Source organism: Streptomyces sp. NPDC107522 (assembly GCF_055657525.1).
Window position 1 is genome coordinate 172,545 of the sequence record NZ_JBVKAU010000017.1, and the last position, 15,836, is coordinate 188,380.

Here is a 15,836-nt window from a genome sequence, read left to right on the forward strand (position 1 = left end):
CTTGCGCTACATCATCATCGGGGCAGGAGCGGTCGGCGGCGTCGTCGGCGGGCGGCTCGCGGGCTCGGGGCACGAGGTCGTTCTGGTCGCGCGGGGCGCGCACCACGAGGCGCTGCGGGACCGCGGGCTGCGGCTCAGGGTGCCGGAGGGCGAGCTGATCCACCGGCTGCCGGTCGTCGACGGGCCGGCCGCGCTCGGGGAGCTGCGGTCCGACGACGTCCTCGTCCTCGCCGTCAAGACGCAGGACAGCGTGGCCGCGCTGCAGACCTGGGCCCCCGTGCCGGTCGCGGGCGGCGGGACGGCCGCCGAGCGCCTTCCCCTGTTCTGCGCGCAGAACGGCGTCGAGAGCCAGCGGCTCGCCCTGCGGCTCTTCCGACGGGTGTACGGCGTCTGCGTCTGGCTGCCGTCGACGTACGTCGAACCCGGCGTCGTCTCCGCGGCCGGCAGCCCCCTCACCGGCATCCTGCACCTCGGCCGTCACCCGCACGGCACCGACGAGACCGCCCGCCTCGTCGCCGCCGACCTGGAGAAGTCGCACTTCGAGGCGCCGGTCGTGCCGGACGTGGCGCGCTGGCAGTACGCCAAGCTGCTGGGCAACCTCGCCAACGCCCTGGAGGCGGTGACCGGCCCCCTCGTCGGCGAGGAGGCCGCGGCGCTGTTCCGGCGCGTGCGGGCAGAGGGCGCGGCCGTGCTCGACGCCGCCGGGATCGCGTACGCGAGCGCCGAGGAACAGCAGGCGGTGCGGGGCGACAAGGTCACCCTCGTCCCCCTCGACGGCGTCTCGCGCGCCGGCGGCTCCTCCTGGCAGTCCCTCACCCGTGGCACCGGCACCATCGAGGCCGACTACCTCAACGGCGAGATCGCCCTTCTCGGCCGCCTGCACGGCGTACCTACGCCGCTGAACGAACTCCTCCAGCACCTCGCCAACACCTTTGCGCGCGAGCGGCGGGCGGCGGGATCGATGCCGGTGGGGGAGCTGGCGCGGCTGGCCGACGAGGCGGTCGCGGTGGCAGCCGGTTCACCGGGATTGGACCACTGAAGAGGCGGGTGATTGGGCCGGGACTCCGTTCCAATTTCCTCGTACCGTCGACGCCATGACCGACACCGCACCCACCCGCGTCGACTTCTGGTTCGACCCCGCCTGCCCCTTCGCCTGAATCACCTCCCGCTGGCTGCTGGAGGTCGAGCGCGAACGCCCGCTCGACCTCCGCTTCCACGTCATGAGCCTGTACCTGCACAACATCGGCAAGGAACTGCCCGACTGGTACCGGGAGTTGGTGGACAAGTCGATCGGCCCGGTGCGGGTGGCCGTGGCCGCCGCCGAACGGCACGGAGAGAAGGTCCTGCGCGATCTCTACACCGCGTTCGGGACCCGCATCCACGAGCGCAAGGAGGGCGACTTCGACGCCGTGATCGCCGAGTCGCTCGCGGAGCTCGGTCTCCCGGGCGACCTCGCGGAGGCCGCACACGACCCGTCGTACGACGAGGCCGTACGCCGCAGCCATGAGGCCGGCGCCGAGCCGTCGACCGACGGCCCGGGCGGCTACGTCGGCACACCCACCATCCATGTCGACGGAACGGTGTGGTTCGGGCCGGTGCTGCGGGCGATTCCGCGCGGCGCCCGGGCCGCCGAACTCTTCGACAGTTTCCGGGTACTGGCCGGCCACCCCGACTTCTTCGAACTCAAGCGGACCCGCACGGGTGGACTGTCCTTCGACTAGGCACCTCGCTCCCCGCCGCACTTTGTCAACCTGGGCCGATCCGCTCGGCGCGACTTCGCGAACTCCGGGACAGCCGGGAGATGTTGTCCTTAGGGTGAAGCGCGCAGAAGAGCAGGAAGGGCAGGTCACCGTGGCGGGCAGAGCGTTACCGGTGTTGCCGCAGTACCGCAAGGACGGGGTGACCCGGCGGCTGTGTGCGTCCGTTCATCTGGATGATCACCTCGCCTTCGAGGTCGACCGCGACCTGACCGGGGACCGGCTGAACGCGATCGGGCTGACCCTCGGCATCAACTTCGTGGCGCTCGCCCGGCACGCGCGCGTGGCCGTGCGGCGACGGGAGGCACTGGACCGTCAACTGGCGGCACTCGGCGCCCTGTTGGTGATCAACCTGTTCGCGGTCCTGTGGGGGCTGATCGGCGGTCACGGGACGGTCGTCCAGGCCGGGTACTACGGCGTGATCGGCGTCCTCGTGGCCACGTGGTGGCTGGTTCACCACGCGGAGTCCCGGGCGCGTGCCGAGGCGCAGAAGGTGTTCCACGGCCAGGAGAAGGCCGATGCGCTCGCCCCGCCGGTGGAACCAGAGGCGGAGGCCTGGCTGCACGACCTCAAGCGCGCCAACGTGCTGCCGTACACCGACGCGGCCGCGCTCGACAAGCCGTTCGTCGGCAGTGGACACATGCAGCTCGGGAAGGTCGTCGTCTGGCAGCCCATCGACGTCAGCAAGCCCGCCGAGGCGCCGGGCGGCGGCACGCTGCCGATCCGGCCCTTCGACGCCATCGACCTCCACACCTATGTGGCACGCGAGATGGAGCGCATCTCCGGCTTGGACGGCCTGCGTGCCAGGAACCGGCTCTACGTCCTCGGCAGTCACGCCTACCTCCTCCAGGACCTCGTACCCGACCGCACCGCGCGACCGCGGGCCCAGATTCCCAAGCAGCTCGTCCAGGCGGGCCTGCAGCAGCCCGGCGCGGCCATGCGGACCCATCTGTGCCTGGAGCGGGTCGGCGAGGGCGGGCGGATCGTGGTGTCCATGTATGTGCGGGCCATCCTCAACCGGCCCAGCCTCAGCTGGGAGGTCGCCGTCTACGCCATACCGCCGCTCGGCCCCCGCTTCCACCAGGTCGACCGGCTGCCGGTGGCGCCGTTCGACCGCTGGAAGAGCCTGGTCGCGTATGCGACGCTGCGGCTGTGGCCCGAGCTGAAGGGCGCTCCGGGGCGCATCGCCGAGCGGAGCCGGCAGCGGCGCCGCTCCGCGAAGGTTCTCAGGAAGCTGCGCAGGGACATCAGCAGGCAGCACGTCATCTACGACTACGGCGCCCCCGACAGCCTGCGCGAACGGTACGGCGACTGGGACCAGGCGGGGCACAACGAACTCAGCGACGCGGCGGACTTCCTCAACCGGCTCCAGCAGGGCGTGCTCACGGCGACCGAGCGGTTCCTGAAGGACCACCACATCGACACCAGCTCGTTCGACAAGGCGCAGCAGATCATCACGCAGACCTACAACATCAACAACGTCAACGGCCCCAGCAACATCGGCGCCGGCGGCACGATCAACCAGCCGGCCGGACCACAGGGAAGCGGTCCTTCCGGGCAACCGGCCGGCGGCATGCCACCGGCCAGGCCCTGAACCGCGCACATCACAGGAGGTGGGACATGAGCACGTACAACATCCGCAACATCAACGGTCCGGCCAACATCGGCGACCACGGACACATCGAGGTCAACAACGGCGCCGACCCGGCCGCTGTCCTGCATCTCGCGGAGCGGCTCGTCGAGCGGCTGCGCATCGACAACCCGGCGCTCGTCACGCAGGCGCAGATCATCCAGGGCGAGCTGCTGAGCGCCGAACAGGACGGCCACCCCGCCAACCGCGGCCGTATCCGCTCCGCCCTGGAGACCATCGGCATCGGCGTGGCGGCAGGCAGCGGCAGCCTCGCCCTGGTCCAGGAACTCGGCCGAGTACTCGGGTTGTGACACCGGGCGCCCCGCGCGACTGGGTACGGGGCGCCCTGGACGAGTGGGCCGCGGGCGCCCTGGACGACTGGGCCGCGGGCGCCCTGGACCACTGGGCCGCTGGGGGCCCGCACGACTGGCCCGCGGGCGCCCCGTGCCACCGGGCCGTGGGCGTCCCGCAGGACCGGGCCGTCGGCGCCCTGCACATCCGGGGGCGCCCCGCGCACCCACGGTCGCGGGGCGCCCTACCCGTTCCCTGCGGTCACTTGGCCCGGACGACCGCCCGTACTCCGCCCCCGAGGTCCAGCTCCAGGCCCGAGCGCAGGGGGACCGTCTGGCCGGGGCCGATCTGCTGGGGTGTGCCGTCGGAGCGGGTGCCCGTCCAGGTCTCCTTCGAGTGGTTCTTGATGCCGAAGCGGCCCGGCTTGCTGGGGTGTTCGACCAGTTCCGCGACGAGGGAGCCGTCCGAGAAGTCGTGCCGCGTCGGCTCCGGCAGCAGATGGTGCGCCTGGACGCGGGCCGCGCGGCGCAGCCGGATGTGGTGCTCCGTGCGCGGCGGGGGCGTGGTCACCGTCAGGCGGGGCGGCAGCACCAGCTGCGTCCGGCACCCCCAGCAGGCGCGCGGCGGCGGCTTCTCGCCCGGCTCCGTCATGTTCTGCCGGCCGCAGGACGCGCACTCGACCACCGAGTCCAGCACCGCCCGCAGCGCGTTGCGCCACTCGGTCTCCCGCACCCGGGCCGCCGGGTCGTGCAGACCGGTCGTGAAGCTGCGGCGGAACAGCTCCTGGAGCGTGCCCACCGCCGCGTCCCACGTCGCCAGCACGGTCGCGTGCTCCATCGGGTCGGGCGCGTTGGAGTCGTCCGCCGGATCGAAGACGAACAGCGGGCTCTTGCCGTACAGCCTCTTCTCCGCCGCCTCGTCGAAGCAGTGGATGCCCAACTCCCGCTTGCCCTCAAGGGGATGGTGGTTCATCAGCAGCATGAACAGCAGCACGGCCAGCGAGTGCAGATCGGACTGCGTGCCGGGGTGCGCACCGGGCTCGGCGCGCACCAGCTCCGGCGCCATGAACTTCATCGTCCCCGAGATGCCGCTGACGTCGCCCTCCACGACCGCGTTGTCGTTGTCGCAGACCAGCACGTCACCCGTGGCCGGATCGAAGAAGACGTTCCCCCAGGAGATGTCCCGGTAGGCGATCCCGCGCGAGTGCAGCGCCTGGTACGCCTCCACCGTGTACAGGCACGCCGTCAGCAACGCCCGGGTGTTCGTCCGCAGTTGGCGCCGGAACAGGTCCGGCAGCCCCTTGAAGCGCTCCGGGCGCAACGCCATCAGGTAGCCGAACGAACCCCGGTACGCACTGACGTACGCCTCGGGCCACAGGAACCGGTCGTCGTCGAAGTCCCGGCTGACCAGCTCCTTGACGATCGCCTCCTGCTCGGGTGTCGCACACGTCGGGTAGTACCACTTGAGCGCCTTCTCGCCGCCCGGAGTCCGCACCCGGTACACCTCGCCCTGGCCCCCGGCGCCCAGCATGTCGATGATCTCGACCTCGTCGCCGTTCTCCGCCGCCAGCCGCGTCCCGCTGTCGAGCATGCCGCTCATCTTCTACGTCTCCGTCTTCCGTTCCGTTTCCATGGGCCCGGCGTCCTCGCCTTCCACGGGCCCGGTGTTCTCGCCCACCGGGCCGACGGGGCGCAGCGCCGCCGCCAGGGTCGTGTCGTCGCCGGAGTACTGCGAGGCCTGCCGCAGCCACCCGGGCAGCGAGGCCCGCACCCCGTCGCAGCCGTCTTCCGCAAGGCGCCCGTCCAGGCCCGCGACGAACTCCCGGTAGCCGTCCGCCGAGGCGAAGCTCTTCGACAGCCCGTCCGTCGACAGCACCACCAGCCGCGGCACACGCGCCTCGTCGAACACCGGCGCCCAGTGCATCCGCACCGCACGCCAGGCCTCATGACCGCACAGCGACTCCGTCTCGTCGCCGAGGTCCTCCTCGCCGGTCGCCAGCGGCCGGCGCAGCGCCCCGTCGTGCTCGACGACCGCCAGGTCCCCGTCGCCGATCTGCCAGGCCACGAACAGCCACGGCGTGAGCACCGCGCCGATCAGCGTGGTGCCGTACAGCACCAGCTTCTCGTCCTGCTCCGGCTCCCGTGCCCCGTCGTCGGCGACCGGCCGGTGCCGGTCCCAGTGACCGAGGGCCGCCTCCCGCCAGTCGTGCACCAGGACACGCGGGAAGTCGTCCCGGGCGTACGTCATCAGCCGCGCCAGCCGCCCCGGCTCGTGGCAGTCCCGGGCGGCCCGCCCGAACTCGGCCGCCCGCAGCAGGAAGCGGTCCACGGCGAACCGCGCACCGAGCCCACTGCGCGCGTGCGCGGCCGAACCGTGCCCGTCGGCCACCGCCAGCACGAGCGGGTCGTCACCGCAGCCGGTGCCCGCACAGTCGTACCAGTCCTGGTTGTGCTGCTTGTTGACCCCCTGAACGCTGTCGCCGAGCGTCTCCCAGCGTCGCACCCCGAGCGTCACCACACGTCGTCGTCATCGTCGTCGTCGAGCACCGGCGGCGCGTACGGCTGCTTCACGGCCGAGTCCGCCGCGGCCGCCATCTGCTGCGAGGCCGCCTTCACCGCCGCCGTCGACGCCCAGCGGATCGCCGCCGCCAGCTGCTTGGGGCTGTTGGCGTCCAGCGGCTGCAGCTCGGGGTTGCCGAGGAACTCCTGCAGCACCGAGCGGTCCGCGTCGGCGCCGATCGCAATGGCGACCCGCACCGCCTTGCGGCCCCACGGCGTCGCGTCGATCGCCTTCAGGCCCGCCTTCCAGTCGTCCGTGGGCACCCCGTCCGACACCAGCGCCAGCACCGGCTTCAGCGCCCGCTGCGGCATCGGCGGGCTCTGCAGCTCCCGCGAGACCAGGGTCAGCGCCTCGCCGAGGTTGGTCATGCCGTCCACCTCGACGTCCTGCCAGGTGAAGTCGTCGACCGGGACCGGCGTCGGATGGTGCCACTGGGCCGTCGTGGAGAACGTGATGGTGCGCAGCAGCAGTTGGGCGGCCGGGTTGTCGTGGGCCACCGAACGCATCTCGGGAATCGCTTCCCTGATCGCGTAGTTGAGTCTGGCGATCTTCTCGCCCTGCATCGAGTACGAGCAGTCGAGCAGCCAGATGAAGTGGACCGGCCGGTTCGCCATGGGCCCGCCGGGAATGTCACTCACTGAAGCTTGTCCTTTCCGGTGGTCGATATCCCTGTGATGTTCGTGATGTTCGTGGGTTGGTGATCCGCGCGTGCGGGGATCAGGGCAGCAGCCACAGCGCGAGCAGGGCCACGGCGGCCGCCGTCAGCACGAGCGAGGCGACGAACAGGCCTGCCGCCATACGCCGTCCCCGCCCGATCGGTTGGGTCACCTGGTTCATGCCGGGCTGTACTTCCTCTCCTTCTCGCCGGTGCCGCGCAGCCGCAGCCTGCGCTCCTTGCCGCCCGCCCCACCGTCCGGCCCGACCAGTCCCGCGGTCCTCAGCCCCGAGGCCGCCAGCAGCCACAGCACCGGCTCGGCGGCCCTGCGCTGCTCGGGCTCCAGCGGGCCGGTTCCGGTGGCGGCGTGGGCGCTGACGGCCCAGTAACGCGCCGACCGGAAGTCGTGCCCGAGGGCGCGTACGAGGCCGCCCAGGCCGATCTCCTCCAGCCAGCTGTCGATCCGCGCACCGGCCACGGGCAGCGAACTCAACTGGTCCAGCACGTCCCGCTTGGTGACGACCGCCGCCACCGACAGCCGCCCGCGCCGGCCGGCCAGCGCCGTGAGCTCGCCGATCAGCCGCTGATACGTCTCCCAAGGCCCCTGCGGCGAGGGGCGGGCGTCCCCGGCCCGCCGGGCGTCCTCGGCACTCAGCCTGCCGCGCACCTTGGGGTCGGCCAGCACGTCGGCGACCAGGACGATGCCGTCCGCGTGCGCCAAGTACTGCTGGGCACGCACGCGTTCGGCGTCGCTCACCGACTCGCCCATCGGGTCGTACAGGTACAGCAGCCTGCGCCGCCGGCCGCGCGCCACGGTCAGCATCAGGGCGCGCGGCTGGCCACCGGTCGTGGCGTGGGCCCAACCGGCCTGTTTCAGCTCCTGGTTGAGGTCGGCCGCCGTGCGCTTGTCCTCCGCGGAGGCGTACTCGACGGTCAGATCGCCGCGCCGCGCCCACGCGTGCAGGCCCTCCACCATCGCCGCCATCAGCATCGTCTTGCCGGACGACGTCCCGCCGACCAGCGGCGCGTGCACGACCCGGGTGGTACCGGCCGTCTCCGGCAGGGGCCGGGCACAGTCCGGGCACAGCGCGGTCAGCTTCCCCCGGCCCGAGAGCCGGGCCGCCGGCAGCCGGTGCCCGCACCCGCACGCATGCCACAGGACGCCGTACCGTCCCGGCCGCAGCACACGATGCTCGGCCCGGCAGTCCGGGCAGCGGTGCACGGCCAGCGGCACGGCTCGATAGCAGCCGGGGTACGGGCACTTGACGCGCACCCCACGCACCAGCAGCCACCCGCGCTCCACACCCCGTAGCACCGGTACGGCCGCCGCGCAGCCGAGCCAGACCAGCCCGAGCAGCAGGGCGAACACGGCATGGACGACGCCGAGGACGACGGTGGCGAGCGCGGCCCCGAGCAGTGCGCCCAGAGCGACGCCCGGGGCGACGCTCACGACCAGCACGAAACGGGAGGCCGGTGTGCTGCCACGGATGCCCGAGGGACGGCGCCCGTGGAAGAGGTTCCGCACGAAGCGCCTCATCCACGGGTCGGACACCGCCGTCCAGATGACCCGCATCCCGTACCCGGCGGCCGACACGGCGTCGACCCACATCTGCCGCCACCAGTAGCCGAGATGAGCGGGCTCGCTCGCGCCGACCGCGGGCACGCGTTGATCGGTCCGCCCCACCTGCCAGGGCCCGAGCCCCCGCCACACGGCCCCCACACCGAGGCCGAGGAAGTGCCACAGCAGGCGGAAGAGACAGAGGCCGACGGCGAGGAGAAGGACCGAGCCGAGCAGGAGGACGAGCGGGAGGGACAGGCTGAGACTGTCCACTGGAGTGAGAGCGTTCATCGCCGGCCCCCTTGAGCGGTCGGACGGAAAGGCCGGTCGTGCGCGGTCGGACGGAAGGGCACGTTGTCTGCGGTCGGACGCAAGCGCACGCCCTGCGCGGTCATGGCGGGGTTCATCGGCGACGCCCCTCTGCCCCCGGCGGTTCCACGTCCCCGGACCACACCTGCGGCTGGTCCGTGCCGCGGCGGCCCCGGCCGGACAGGCGCCCGGCGAGGCGGCCCAGGGCGCCGGGGCGGTTCCAGGTGCGGAACGCGTCCAGCCTGCCGCGGCCCGTGCGGCCGAGGGCCTCCTCGATGGCGGTGACGTCCTCGGCGGGCAGCGCCCGCACGATCGGCCGCAGCACCTTCGTCAGCAGAGCCGTCCGTGTCTCGTCCCAGCCCGGGCGGGTCCCGGCGAAGGCGCTCCACGCACTGAAGCAGGCGGCGGCATACGACGGCACCGTCCGCAGCCGGTCGCCCACCCGGTCCGAGCGCCCCACCCGCTCGTACGCCGCGAACAGCCGCGGCTCGGCCGCCCTGGCCAAGGGGTACAGCTCGCTCTCGGGCCCCGGTCCCAGGACGAGCCGCCGCGCCAGCGCGTCGAACACCCGCTCCATGACCGTCTCCGGAACGGGTTCGGCCGCGCCGTCCCGCAGCGCCAGCGCCCGGCCGACCCAGTCCTCGCCCTCACCCTCGGTACCGAGCAGACCGGCGAACTCCAGCAGGAGCAGAGCCGCGCGCTGCCCGGGCCGCAGCTCCGTGGGGAAGCAGCGCAGCAGGTCGACGGCGAGCACGGGGACGTCGGGGTCGTCCGGGGGTGCGGCGAGCGCGGCGTCGATCAGTATGTCCCGGGTGCCGGCCGCGCGGTGGATGTCCGACCCCAGTTGGTTGAGCAGCAGGCTCCCCTCCTGGCCCGTCGGCAGCTCGCCGGACCACACCAGCCGGAGCGCGGTGCGCAGGACCGCCGTGTCGGCGTGCGGCGAGACGCCCGCGGTGCGCAGGACACCGTGGAACCGGCCGAGCCGGTCACCGCCGGGCCCGCCACCGGGCTCGCCCGCCATGACGCACATCCGCAGATGCGGGAACGCGGTCTCCCCCTCCACGGGCAGCCCCACCCCGGCCAACCTCCGCGCCACACCGGGCGGATCGGCCGCGGCCAGCGCGTTCAGGGCCCCGAAAAGAGCGATGCGCAGGGCCGGGTGCTCGTGCACGGCGTCGAGCAGGGTGGGAGGGCAGGGGGACGGTGGGTGCATGGGCGGGTTGCCGGCGAGGGCGGTGGCAGGAGCGCCGGCCGGGGCGGGGCCGAGGCCGTCGGACGGCGTGTGGGCCGGGCCGTTGGCGGGGGTACGGCCGTGGCTGTCGGCGGGGGTACGACCGAGGAGGTCGGACCGCGTACGGCCCGCAGCGTCGGCCGGAGTCCTGCCGGGGCTGTCGCTCGGGGCGTGACTCCACCAGGCGTCGCCGGGGTGGCGACCGGTGCCGGTGTCCGACGGACGACCCGCGCGGTCGGCGGGACGGGGGGCTGAACTGCCGCCAGTAGGCGGGGCCGAGCCGTCGGCCGGGGCTTGGCTCCACCAGGCGTCGGCCGGAGCCCCGTCAGTCGTCCCACGCCCCGCACCGTCAGCCGGAGTGCGCCCAGCGCTGTACCCCGCCGCGCCGCTCGTCCCGTGTCCCGCAGTGCCCTCGCCCGACCCACCCGACGTGCCCGCCGAGGGCTCCGCGACCAGCCCCCGCGCCAGTCGGCCCGCCAGTTCCGGCAGCAGGTCCTGGCAGTCGATGTCCAGCAGGTCCGCTGTCCGCAGCAGCGCGAGAGGGCGGCCGGTGGCCGGTTCCCGTTCGTCGGAGATCCCGGCACGCAGCGCGGGCGCCAGATCCCGGGCCAGCCTGGCCTGGGCCTCCGCCGTCAACGACCCGGCACGCAGCGAGGGCATCGGCCCACGCCCCCGTACGGCCGAGACCAGCACCCGCGCTGCGAGGGGCGCGGTCACGACGCTCGGCAGCCGCCCTTCCAGCCTGGCCAACAAGGCGGCAAGAGCGGCCTGTTCGTCGTCGGCGGGGACGTCCGAGTCGCTGGTGTGCGTGCCCGATCCGGACCCGGTACTCGCATCCCGGGCAGCCCCGGCTTCGTCGCCCTCGCACAAGGCACTCACCAACGCCGTCAACGTGTCGTCAGCGAGCGTGCCCGCCTGATCGACCGCCCACCGGGCGGCCGCCGTACGCCCTGCCGTGCCCAGTTCGACGCCCGCCACCAGCGCGGCCACCGCCAGCGGTCCGGTCTCCGCGGCTGTGTCACGGAACAGGTCGGGGCGTCCGGCGCACCAGATCCGCGCGCAGATCCCGGCCCACGCGTCCGCTCCGGTCACCCGTTCCGGCGCCGGTCGGGCCGTACAGTCGTGGACCCGGTAGCGGTGGTCGTGGGTGACCGGTTCGGAGGACGGCAGGACGCCGATGATCTGCTGGCGGGCCTGCTGCGGGCGGCGGGTGTAGGTGGTGAACGTCAGCCGGTGTGCCTGTTCGCGCGGCAGGACCGCACAGGCGAGCGCGATCCACTGGGCGACGTCCGCGCTGTCGTGCTCGACGAGGACGATCTGCGCCGCCGTGTCGGGGTCCTCCGTCAGCGCCCGCAGGTCGGCGAAGAACGCGGCCAGTCGGTCGGACCGGGACACGGCGAACGCGATCAGACTGTCCCTGCGGAGCAGCCCGGACGGCTCGAAGCGGTCGATCGGAAGGGGACGGCCGTCCGGCGGCGTGGTGTCGGCCCAGCGTGGCGACTCCCAGGCCGTGATCGGCAGCGCACCGTCCGGCAGCCGCGTCCCCGGCGGCAGATGCAGCGCGTGCGCGTGGAAGTTGCCCCAACGGCCGCTGTAGTCCGCCCCGGTGTAGACGGAACGGCTCAACAGTCGCCCGCCGTCGGACAGTTCCGAGAAGCTGAAGGCCTTCGGGAAGCTCTTCAGCTGCTCGGCGTCGGGGCGGGCCGGCAAGTCGCGCGGGGGCTCGTAGCCGATGAGCTGCTCGGCCTCCCGCAGCAGTCCCTGCGGGACCCCGGCACTGACGGCGGTGAACCGGAACCCCGAACCGTCGGGCCCGGGTGGCGCCGAGGTGTAGTGCAGTTGGGCGAGGGTCACTTGAGAAGTCCCTTTCCTGCGCGTCCCTTCGCGGTGGACCGCACGGGCAGCAGCCCCCGGCGGGCGAGCAGCCACAGCAGCGGGTCCTCCACCCGCACCGGCTGCGGCCCCGACTTCGGTACGTCCGCGGGCGCCTCGGCGGGTGGCGGCGCACCGAGCGCCGACAGCCCGAACAGCGACAACTCGGCGAAGTCCAGCTCCAGTTGCCGTACCAGCGCGCCCGAGTCCCAGTCGGCCATCAGTGACCGGATCTCCTCGTGCACGGCGAGCCGGTCGTCCTCGTCGAACCGGCCTTCGGTGTGCGGAGCGTTGCGCAGTACCGGCGAGTGCGGATCGAGCAGCGACTTGAGCATGTCGGTCTTGGTGACGGCGACCGCGATCGGCGTGGACACCCGCCCGCGGGAGCCGCCCTTGCCGTGGGCGCGCAGCTGGGCGGCCAGGTCGGCGGCGATCTGCTGCGGCGGGGTCTCGACGACGGGCAGCGGAGGACCGTCGTGCACGGGCAACCGATCCCGTACGGAGCCGAGTTGGAGCGGATCGACGAGCAGGACTATGCCGTCGGCGGCGCTGAGGTAGCGGGTGTAGCGGTCCATCGCCTCCGCGCCCGCGAGGTCCTCGCCCGCCGCGTCGAAGAACACCAGCGTGGTGTGCCGGGTGCCGGAGCCCGGCCGCCCGCGTCTGGGCACGCTGAGCCGGTACAGCAGCGGGTCGTTGAAGCCGAGGGCGGCCGGGCGGGTGGCGTCCGGCAGCCGCAGCCGCTCGTACAGATCCTCGGCCATCTCCTTGTCCCGCTGCTGGGTGGTCTGCCCCATCGCGGCCAGCGAGGCGTGATAGGCCTGCCCCACCCGCTGGTTCAATTCATTGACCAGCACGGACACATAGGTGCTCTTGCCGGAGGCCTTCGCGCCGACCAGCGCGATGATCCGGCTGTCCTGGTCGCAGTAGTCGCTCGGCAGATCGCTGTGACAGGCCCGGCACACCCGCACCGGCGTGGGCACCCCACAGTCCGGGCAGGGCACGCTGCTGCCGCCGCGCAGTCCGCCGCCCAGTGCGGGGATCCTGCGCGCCGGAGTGAAGACAGGGCCGCGCATCCGGGCGGCCGGGGGCACGCTGGGTCCCATGAACCCGGCCCATATGTCGTCGCGTTGAGGACCGCACGGCGTGCCGCCCCGCACACCGCTCGGCGTCATCAGACAGCGGTAGGGCAGCTTGGCCGCGGACGCGCGGTCGAAGCAGTAGGGGCAGATCACGGTCGTCATGACTCAGCGCACCACCAGGGTCGCGGGGGACGGTTCTTCGAGGCGTACGGCACCCGCCTGCTCACCCAGCAGAAAGCCGCGCAGGGTGTACGGGGCCGGACAGGGCGCGGCCGGCAGCTCCTGCTCGACCGTGCCGTGGCGGGTCAGATCAGCGCCCGGTATGCGCAGCACGGTGGTCCCGTCGGTCGCACTGCGAGGACGGAGGGTGCCGCTTCGCGCGACGCACACGAACTCGGGGACGCCCGTATGGCCCCGGGGAGCGGTCAGGGTGACGCGCAGCACTGTACGGCCACGGCCGAGGAACCGGCGTGACGCGCGCACGAGTTGATAGCCGATCGTGGTGTCCGGCGGCAGTACGACCTCGGCGTCCATGGCCGGTACGACGACAGCGCCGGTCGCCTGCGGAGCGGTCGAGGCCCGGATCAGCACGCCGCCCGGGCCGACGGGCAGCCGCAGTCCGCCGCGACGGTAGGCGTGGGCGGTGACGGTACGCCGCCCACCGGCACCCGCGTCCGCGTTCGGGGCAGCACCGCGAGCGTCGATCGCCGAGCCGCTGCCCTCGGACGGGCCGTCGGCCTCACTCGCCACGCCACCACTCAGGGGCTCCCAGCTGACGAGCAGATGACCGACACCGTCGGGCCAGTCGAGCGTGACCGAGGCCTGCCCCTCAGGGAGTCGCCGGGCCGCGAGCCCGGTCACCGGGCGCAGCACCTCCACGTCGACTACGGGACCGGCCAGCGCACGCTCACCGAGCACGGCGACGGCGGCGACCCGCATGAACCCGGCAGGCGGCGGATCCAGCACGCCGGTCCGGTCGGCCCGGTCGAGCCGCGCCGGGAGCCGGTCGGTGCGCAGCTCGCTGCCGGGGGCCGGAGCCCCGCCGGGCCACCGCACGAGGTGCACGTCGGCGCCCCGCGCGCCGGTCCAGTCGAACCGCAGGGCGGTGGCGTCGGGGCGGGCGGTGAAGGTGCGGACGGGTTCGGGCCACGGGTGGACGGTACGGGTGGCGCGGACACCGGGGGAGGGGACCAGGGCCCCACCGGGCGCCCGGTAGTGGCAGACGACGCGGAAGGCGTGGTCGCCGACGGCGAGCCCGGTGGCCGTGAACCCGTCGACGCGGGACGGCACTTGCTCGACACTCCCCTCCGGCCCGGTCCGCTCGACGGTGACCTCCGCGGCGCCGCTCGGCCGCCGCCAGGAGCCCTCGATCCGCTCGGGCCCGTCGGTGAGCGTCAGCCCGTCCACCTCCGGGGCGACGAGCACCCGGCGCGAGACGAGCGGAGGCCCGGCCACGCGTCCGTCGCACAGCGGGAGGGCGGCGTACCGAACGCTGGAGCCGAGCGCGACAGCGGTGTCCCGCACGGTCCCGGTCCCACCGCTGTGCCCCGCAACCTCCCGGACCTTGGGCACCCCCCGCTCGTCCCGGTACAGGCACAGCACGAGCCAGTCGCAGTGGCCTGCCGTCTCCGTCCCCGAACCCGCATCCGTTTCCGTCTCCGGCCAGGTCAACGCGACGTGGTCCGCGCCGAGTTCGGCGTGCAGGGAAGCCCGCTGCCCGGACCGGCCCCCGTGGTGACGGACCAGACCGCGCAAGGCCCGCCGGTCGTCGACGGCCTCGTACAGAGCACGCAGCAACTCCTCGGCCGCCCGCTCGGTCTCCCCGCGCCCCTCGGCCTCCCGAGCCGCACGCAGGGCATCCTCAACAGCGCCCAACCGGACAGTCAGCGCGCCCCGCAGCGCCTCCAGCGCCGGATCGGTACGGTCCTGAGGCAGCCGGTCCAGCAGGGCGCGGACCCGGTGCAGCCGGTGCCGCTCCCAGGCGTCGGCGAGGGATTCGGCGGCGTCGCGCTGCCGCCGGCTGAGGGCGGGCCGCAGCCGGGCCGCTGCCACCAACCCGGCCACCTCGTCCGGATGCACGCCCAACTCGAGGGCGGCACGGGGCCGTTCACTCCGATCCCGCTCCTGCAGCAGGCTGATCAACTGATACAGCACGACCCTGCGCGGCGCCTGCGGATCACGGCGGTACAGCTTGGCGAGCAGCGCCGCGACGGACGCCGTCGGGGTGGCGGCGCGGGCGAGGTCGTCGAGGAGCGTGCCGTCCACGCGCCGCCGACCGCGCGGGCCGGACGGTATGTACAGCCCGTCGAGCACACGTAACCCTCCGCCGCCCGGAGGCAGCAGGGCCTCGCCCAGGTGCCGTAACCCTGCGGCGTGCTGCGCGGTGGCGAGCTCGGCGTAACCCGGCACGAGCGGGCTCGACGGCAGCCCGGACAGCGCCCGTGGCAGCCCCAGGTGATGCCCGAACTCCCGTCCCGCCACGTGCGCCGCTCCCCCGATAGCTCTTCGAGGGACCATCCCAGCAGATCCCCACGCCTGGGGAGGCAGTTTTTTCCGAATCGAAGCGGGCGCTGACCAGCCGCGACCTGGTGACCGCCCCTCGCGGCTTGCCCGGCGTCGGGGCCGGCCGGAGGTGGGTCGCGCAGCCCGGCGCCGGCGGGGTTCCGCTTCTTGGGGACGGGTGCCGCCCCAGCGGCACGACCGCCCGAAGCTACGCAGGCCGCTGCAGCCGCACGAGGGACAGCGCGCGCCCCCACGGGCCTGCAGTCGCGTACGGCGGGAAGGGGACGTGCCGGGGGGTGTCCGCCCGCAGTGGCCGGCGTCAAGAAACGGCACCTCCCTGCCCGACCCCGGCCGCCGGTCCGAGGACGGACACCCCCCGGCACGGCCCCGACC

General features: G+C 73.4%; 11 protein-coding genes. 4 read left to right on the forward strand and 7 right to left on the reverse strand.

Features of this window, described 5'->3' with window-relative positions:
• The first annotated feature begins 1 nt into the window (after nt 1).
• From ACZ7L6_RS36050 to ACZ7L6_RS36065, 4 genes are all read left to right on the forward strand, one after another.
• Nucleotides 2–1,039, forward strand: coding sequence for a ketopantoate reductase family protein (locus tag ACZ7L6_RS36050; protein WP_471931453.1), 1,038 nt, complete (start codon nt 2–4; stop codon nt 1,037–1,039).
• A gap of 118 nt (nt 1,040–1,157) precedes the next feature.
• Nucleotides 1,158–1,721: a mycothiol-dependent nitroreductase Rv2466c family protein gene (locus ACZ7L6_RS36055; protein ID WP_471931455.1), complete on the forward strand. Its 564-nt coding sequence runs from the start codon at nt 1,158–1,160 to the stop codon at nt 1,719–1,721.
• 94 nt (nt 1,722–1,815) lie between these two features.
• Nucleotides 1,816–3,351 carry a hypothetical protein gene (locus ACZ7L6_RS36060; RefSeq protein ID WP_471931419.1) on the forward strand — a complete coding sequence of 512 codons (1,536 nt, stop codon included), beginning with the start codon at nt 1,816–1,818 and terminating at the stop codon, nt 3,349–3,351.
• A gap of 26 nt (nt 3,352–3,377) precedes the next feature.
• Nucleotides 3,378–3,698: a hypothetical protein gene (locus ACZ7L6_RS36065; RefSeq protein WP_471931421.1), complete on the forward strand. Its 321-nt coding sequence runs from the start codon at nt 3,378–3,380 to the stop codon at nt 3,696–3,698.
• Nucleotides 3,699–3,939: 241 nt separating this feature from the next.
• Here the strand turns inward: ACZ7L6_RS36065 and ACZ7L6_RS36070 are convergent, their stop codons facing one another.
• The 7 genes from ACZ7L6_RS36070 to ACZ7L6_RS36100 form a co-directional block, all read right to left on the reverse strand.
• Complete coding sequence (locus ACZ7L6_RS36070) at nt 3,940–5,277, reverse strand: protein kinase domain-containing protein (RefSeq protein WP_471931423.1); 1,338 nt, start codon at nt 5,275–5,277, stop codon at nt 3,940–3,942.
• 3 nt (nt 5,278–5,280) lie between these two features.
• Nucleotides 5,281–6,195 carry a protein phosphatase 2C domain-containing protein gene (locus ACZ7L6_RS36075; protein WP_471931425.1) on the reverse strand — a complete coding sequence of 305 codons (915 nt, stop codon included), beginning with the start codon at nt 6,193–6,195 and terminating at the stop codon, nt 5,281–5,283.
• Nucleotides 6,189–6,851 (reverse strand): vWA domain-containing protein, encoded by a 663-nt coding sequence (locus ACZ7L6_RS36080; RefSeq protein WP_471931457.1) that lies wholly within the window; start codon nt 6,849–6,851, stop codon nt 6,189–6,191. Before ACZ7L6_RS36080 ends, ACZ7L6_RS36075 begins: the two co-directional genes overlap by 7 nt.
• A gap of 219 nt (nt 6,852–7,070) precedes the next feature.
• The gene (locus ACZ7L6_RS36085; protein WP_471931427.1) at nt 7,071–8,741 is read right to left on the reverse strand and encodes a TRAFAC clade GTPase domain-containing protein; all 1,671 of its coding nucleotides are present in this window, start codon (nt 8,739–8,741) and stop codon (nt 7,071–7,073) included.
• Nucleotides 8,742–8,853: 112 nt separating this feature from the next.
• Complete coding sequence (locus ACZ7L6_RS36090) at nt 8,854–11,844, reverse strand: GTPase-associated protein 1-related protein (RefSeq protein ID WP_471931429.1); 2,991 nt, start codon at nt 11,842–11,844, stop codon at nt 8,854–8,856.
• On the reverse strand, nt 11,841–13,103 hold the full coding sequence (locus tag ACZ7L6_RS36095) for a TRAFAC clade GTPase domain-containing protein (protein ID WP_471931431.1): 1,263 nt from the start codon (nt 13,101–13,103) through the stop codon (nt 11,841–11,843). The genes ACZ7L6_RS36090 and ACZ7L6_RS36095 overlap by 4 nt, the downstream gene beginning before the upstream one ends.
• Nucleotides 13,104–13,106: 3 nt before the next feature.
• Nucleotides 13,107–15,422, reverse strand: a complete 2,316-nt coding sequence (locus ACZ7L6_RS36100; RefSeq protein WP_471931433.1) for a hypothetical protein — start codon at nt 15,420–15,422, stop codon at nt 13,107–13,109.
• Nucleotides 15,423–15,836 lie beyond the last annotated feature (414 nt).

Bases quoted from the DNA above. Each gene is read 5' to 3' on its own strand.
- ACZ7L6_RS36085 (WP_471931427.1), bottom strand. From the start codon at position 8,741: ATGAACGCTCTCACTCCAGTGGACAGTCTCAGCCTGTCCCTCCCGCTC.
- ACZ7L6_RS36070 (WP_471931423.1), bottom strand. From the start codon at position 5,277: ATGAGCGGCATGCTCGACAGCGGGACGCGGCTGGCGGCGGAGAACGGC.
- ACZ7L6_RS36095 (WP_471931431.1), bottom strand. From the start codon at position 13,103: ATGACGACCGTGATCTGCCCCTACTGCTTCGACCGCGCGTCCGCGGCC.
- ACZ7L6_RS36080 (WP_471931457.1), bottom strand. From the start codon at position 6,851: ATGGCGAACCGGCCGGTCCACTTCATCTGGCTGCTCGACTGCTCGTAC.
- ACZ7L6_RS36065 (WP_471931421.1), top strand. From the start codon at position 3,378: ATGAGCACGTACAACATCCGCAACATCAACGGTCCGGCCAACATCGGC.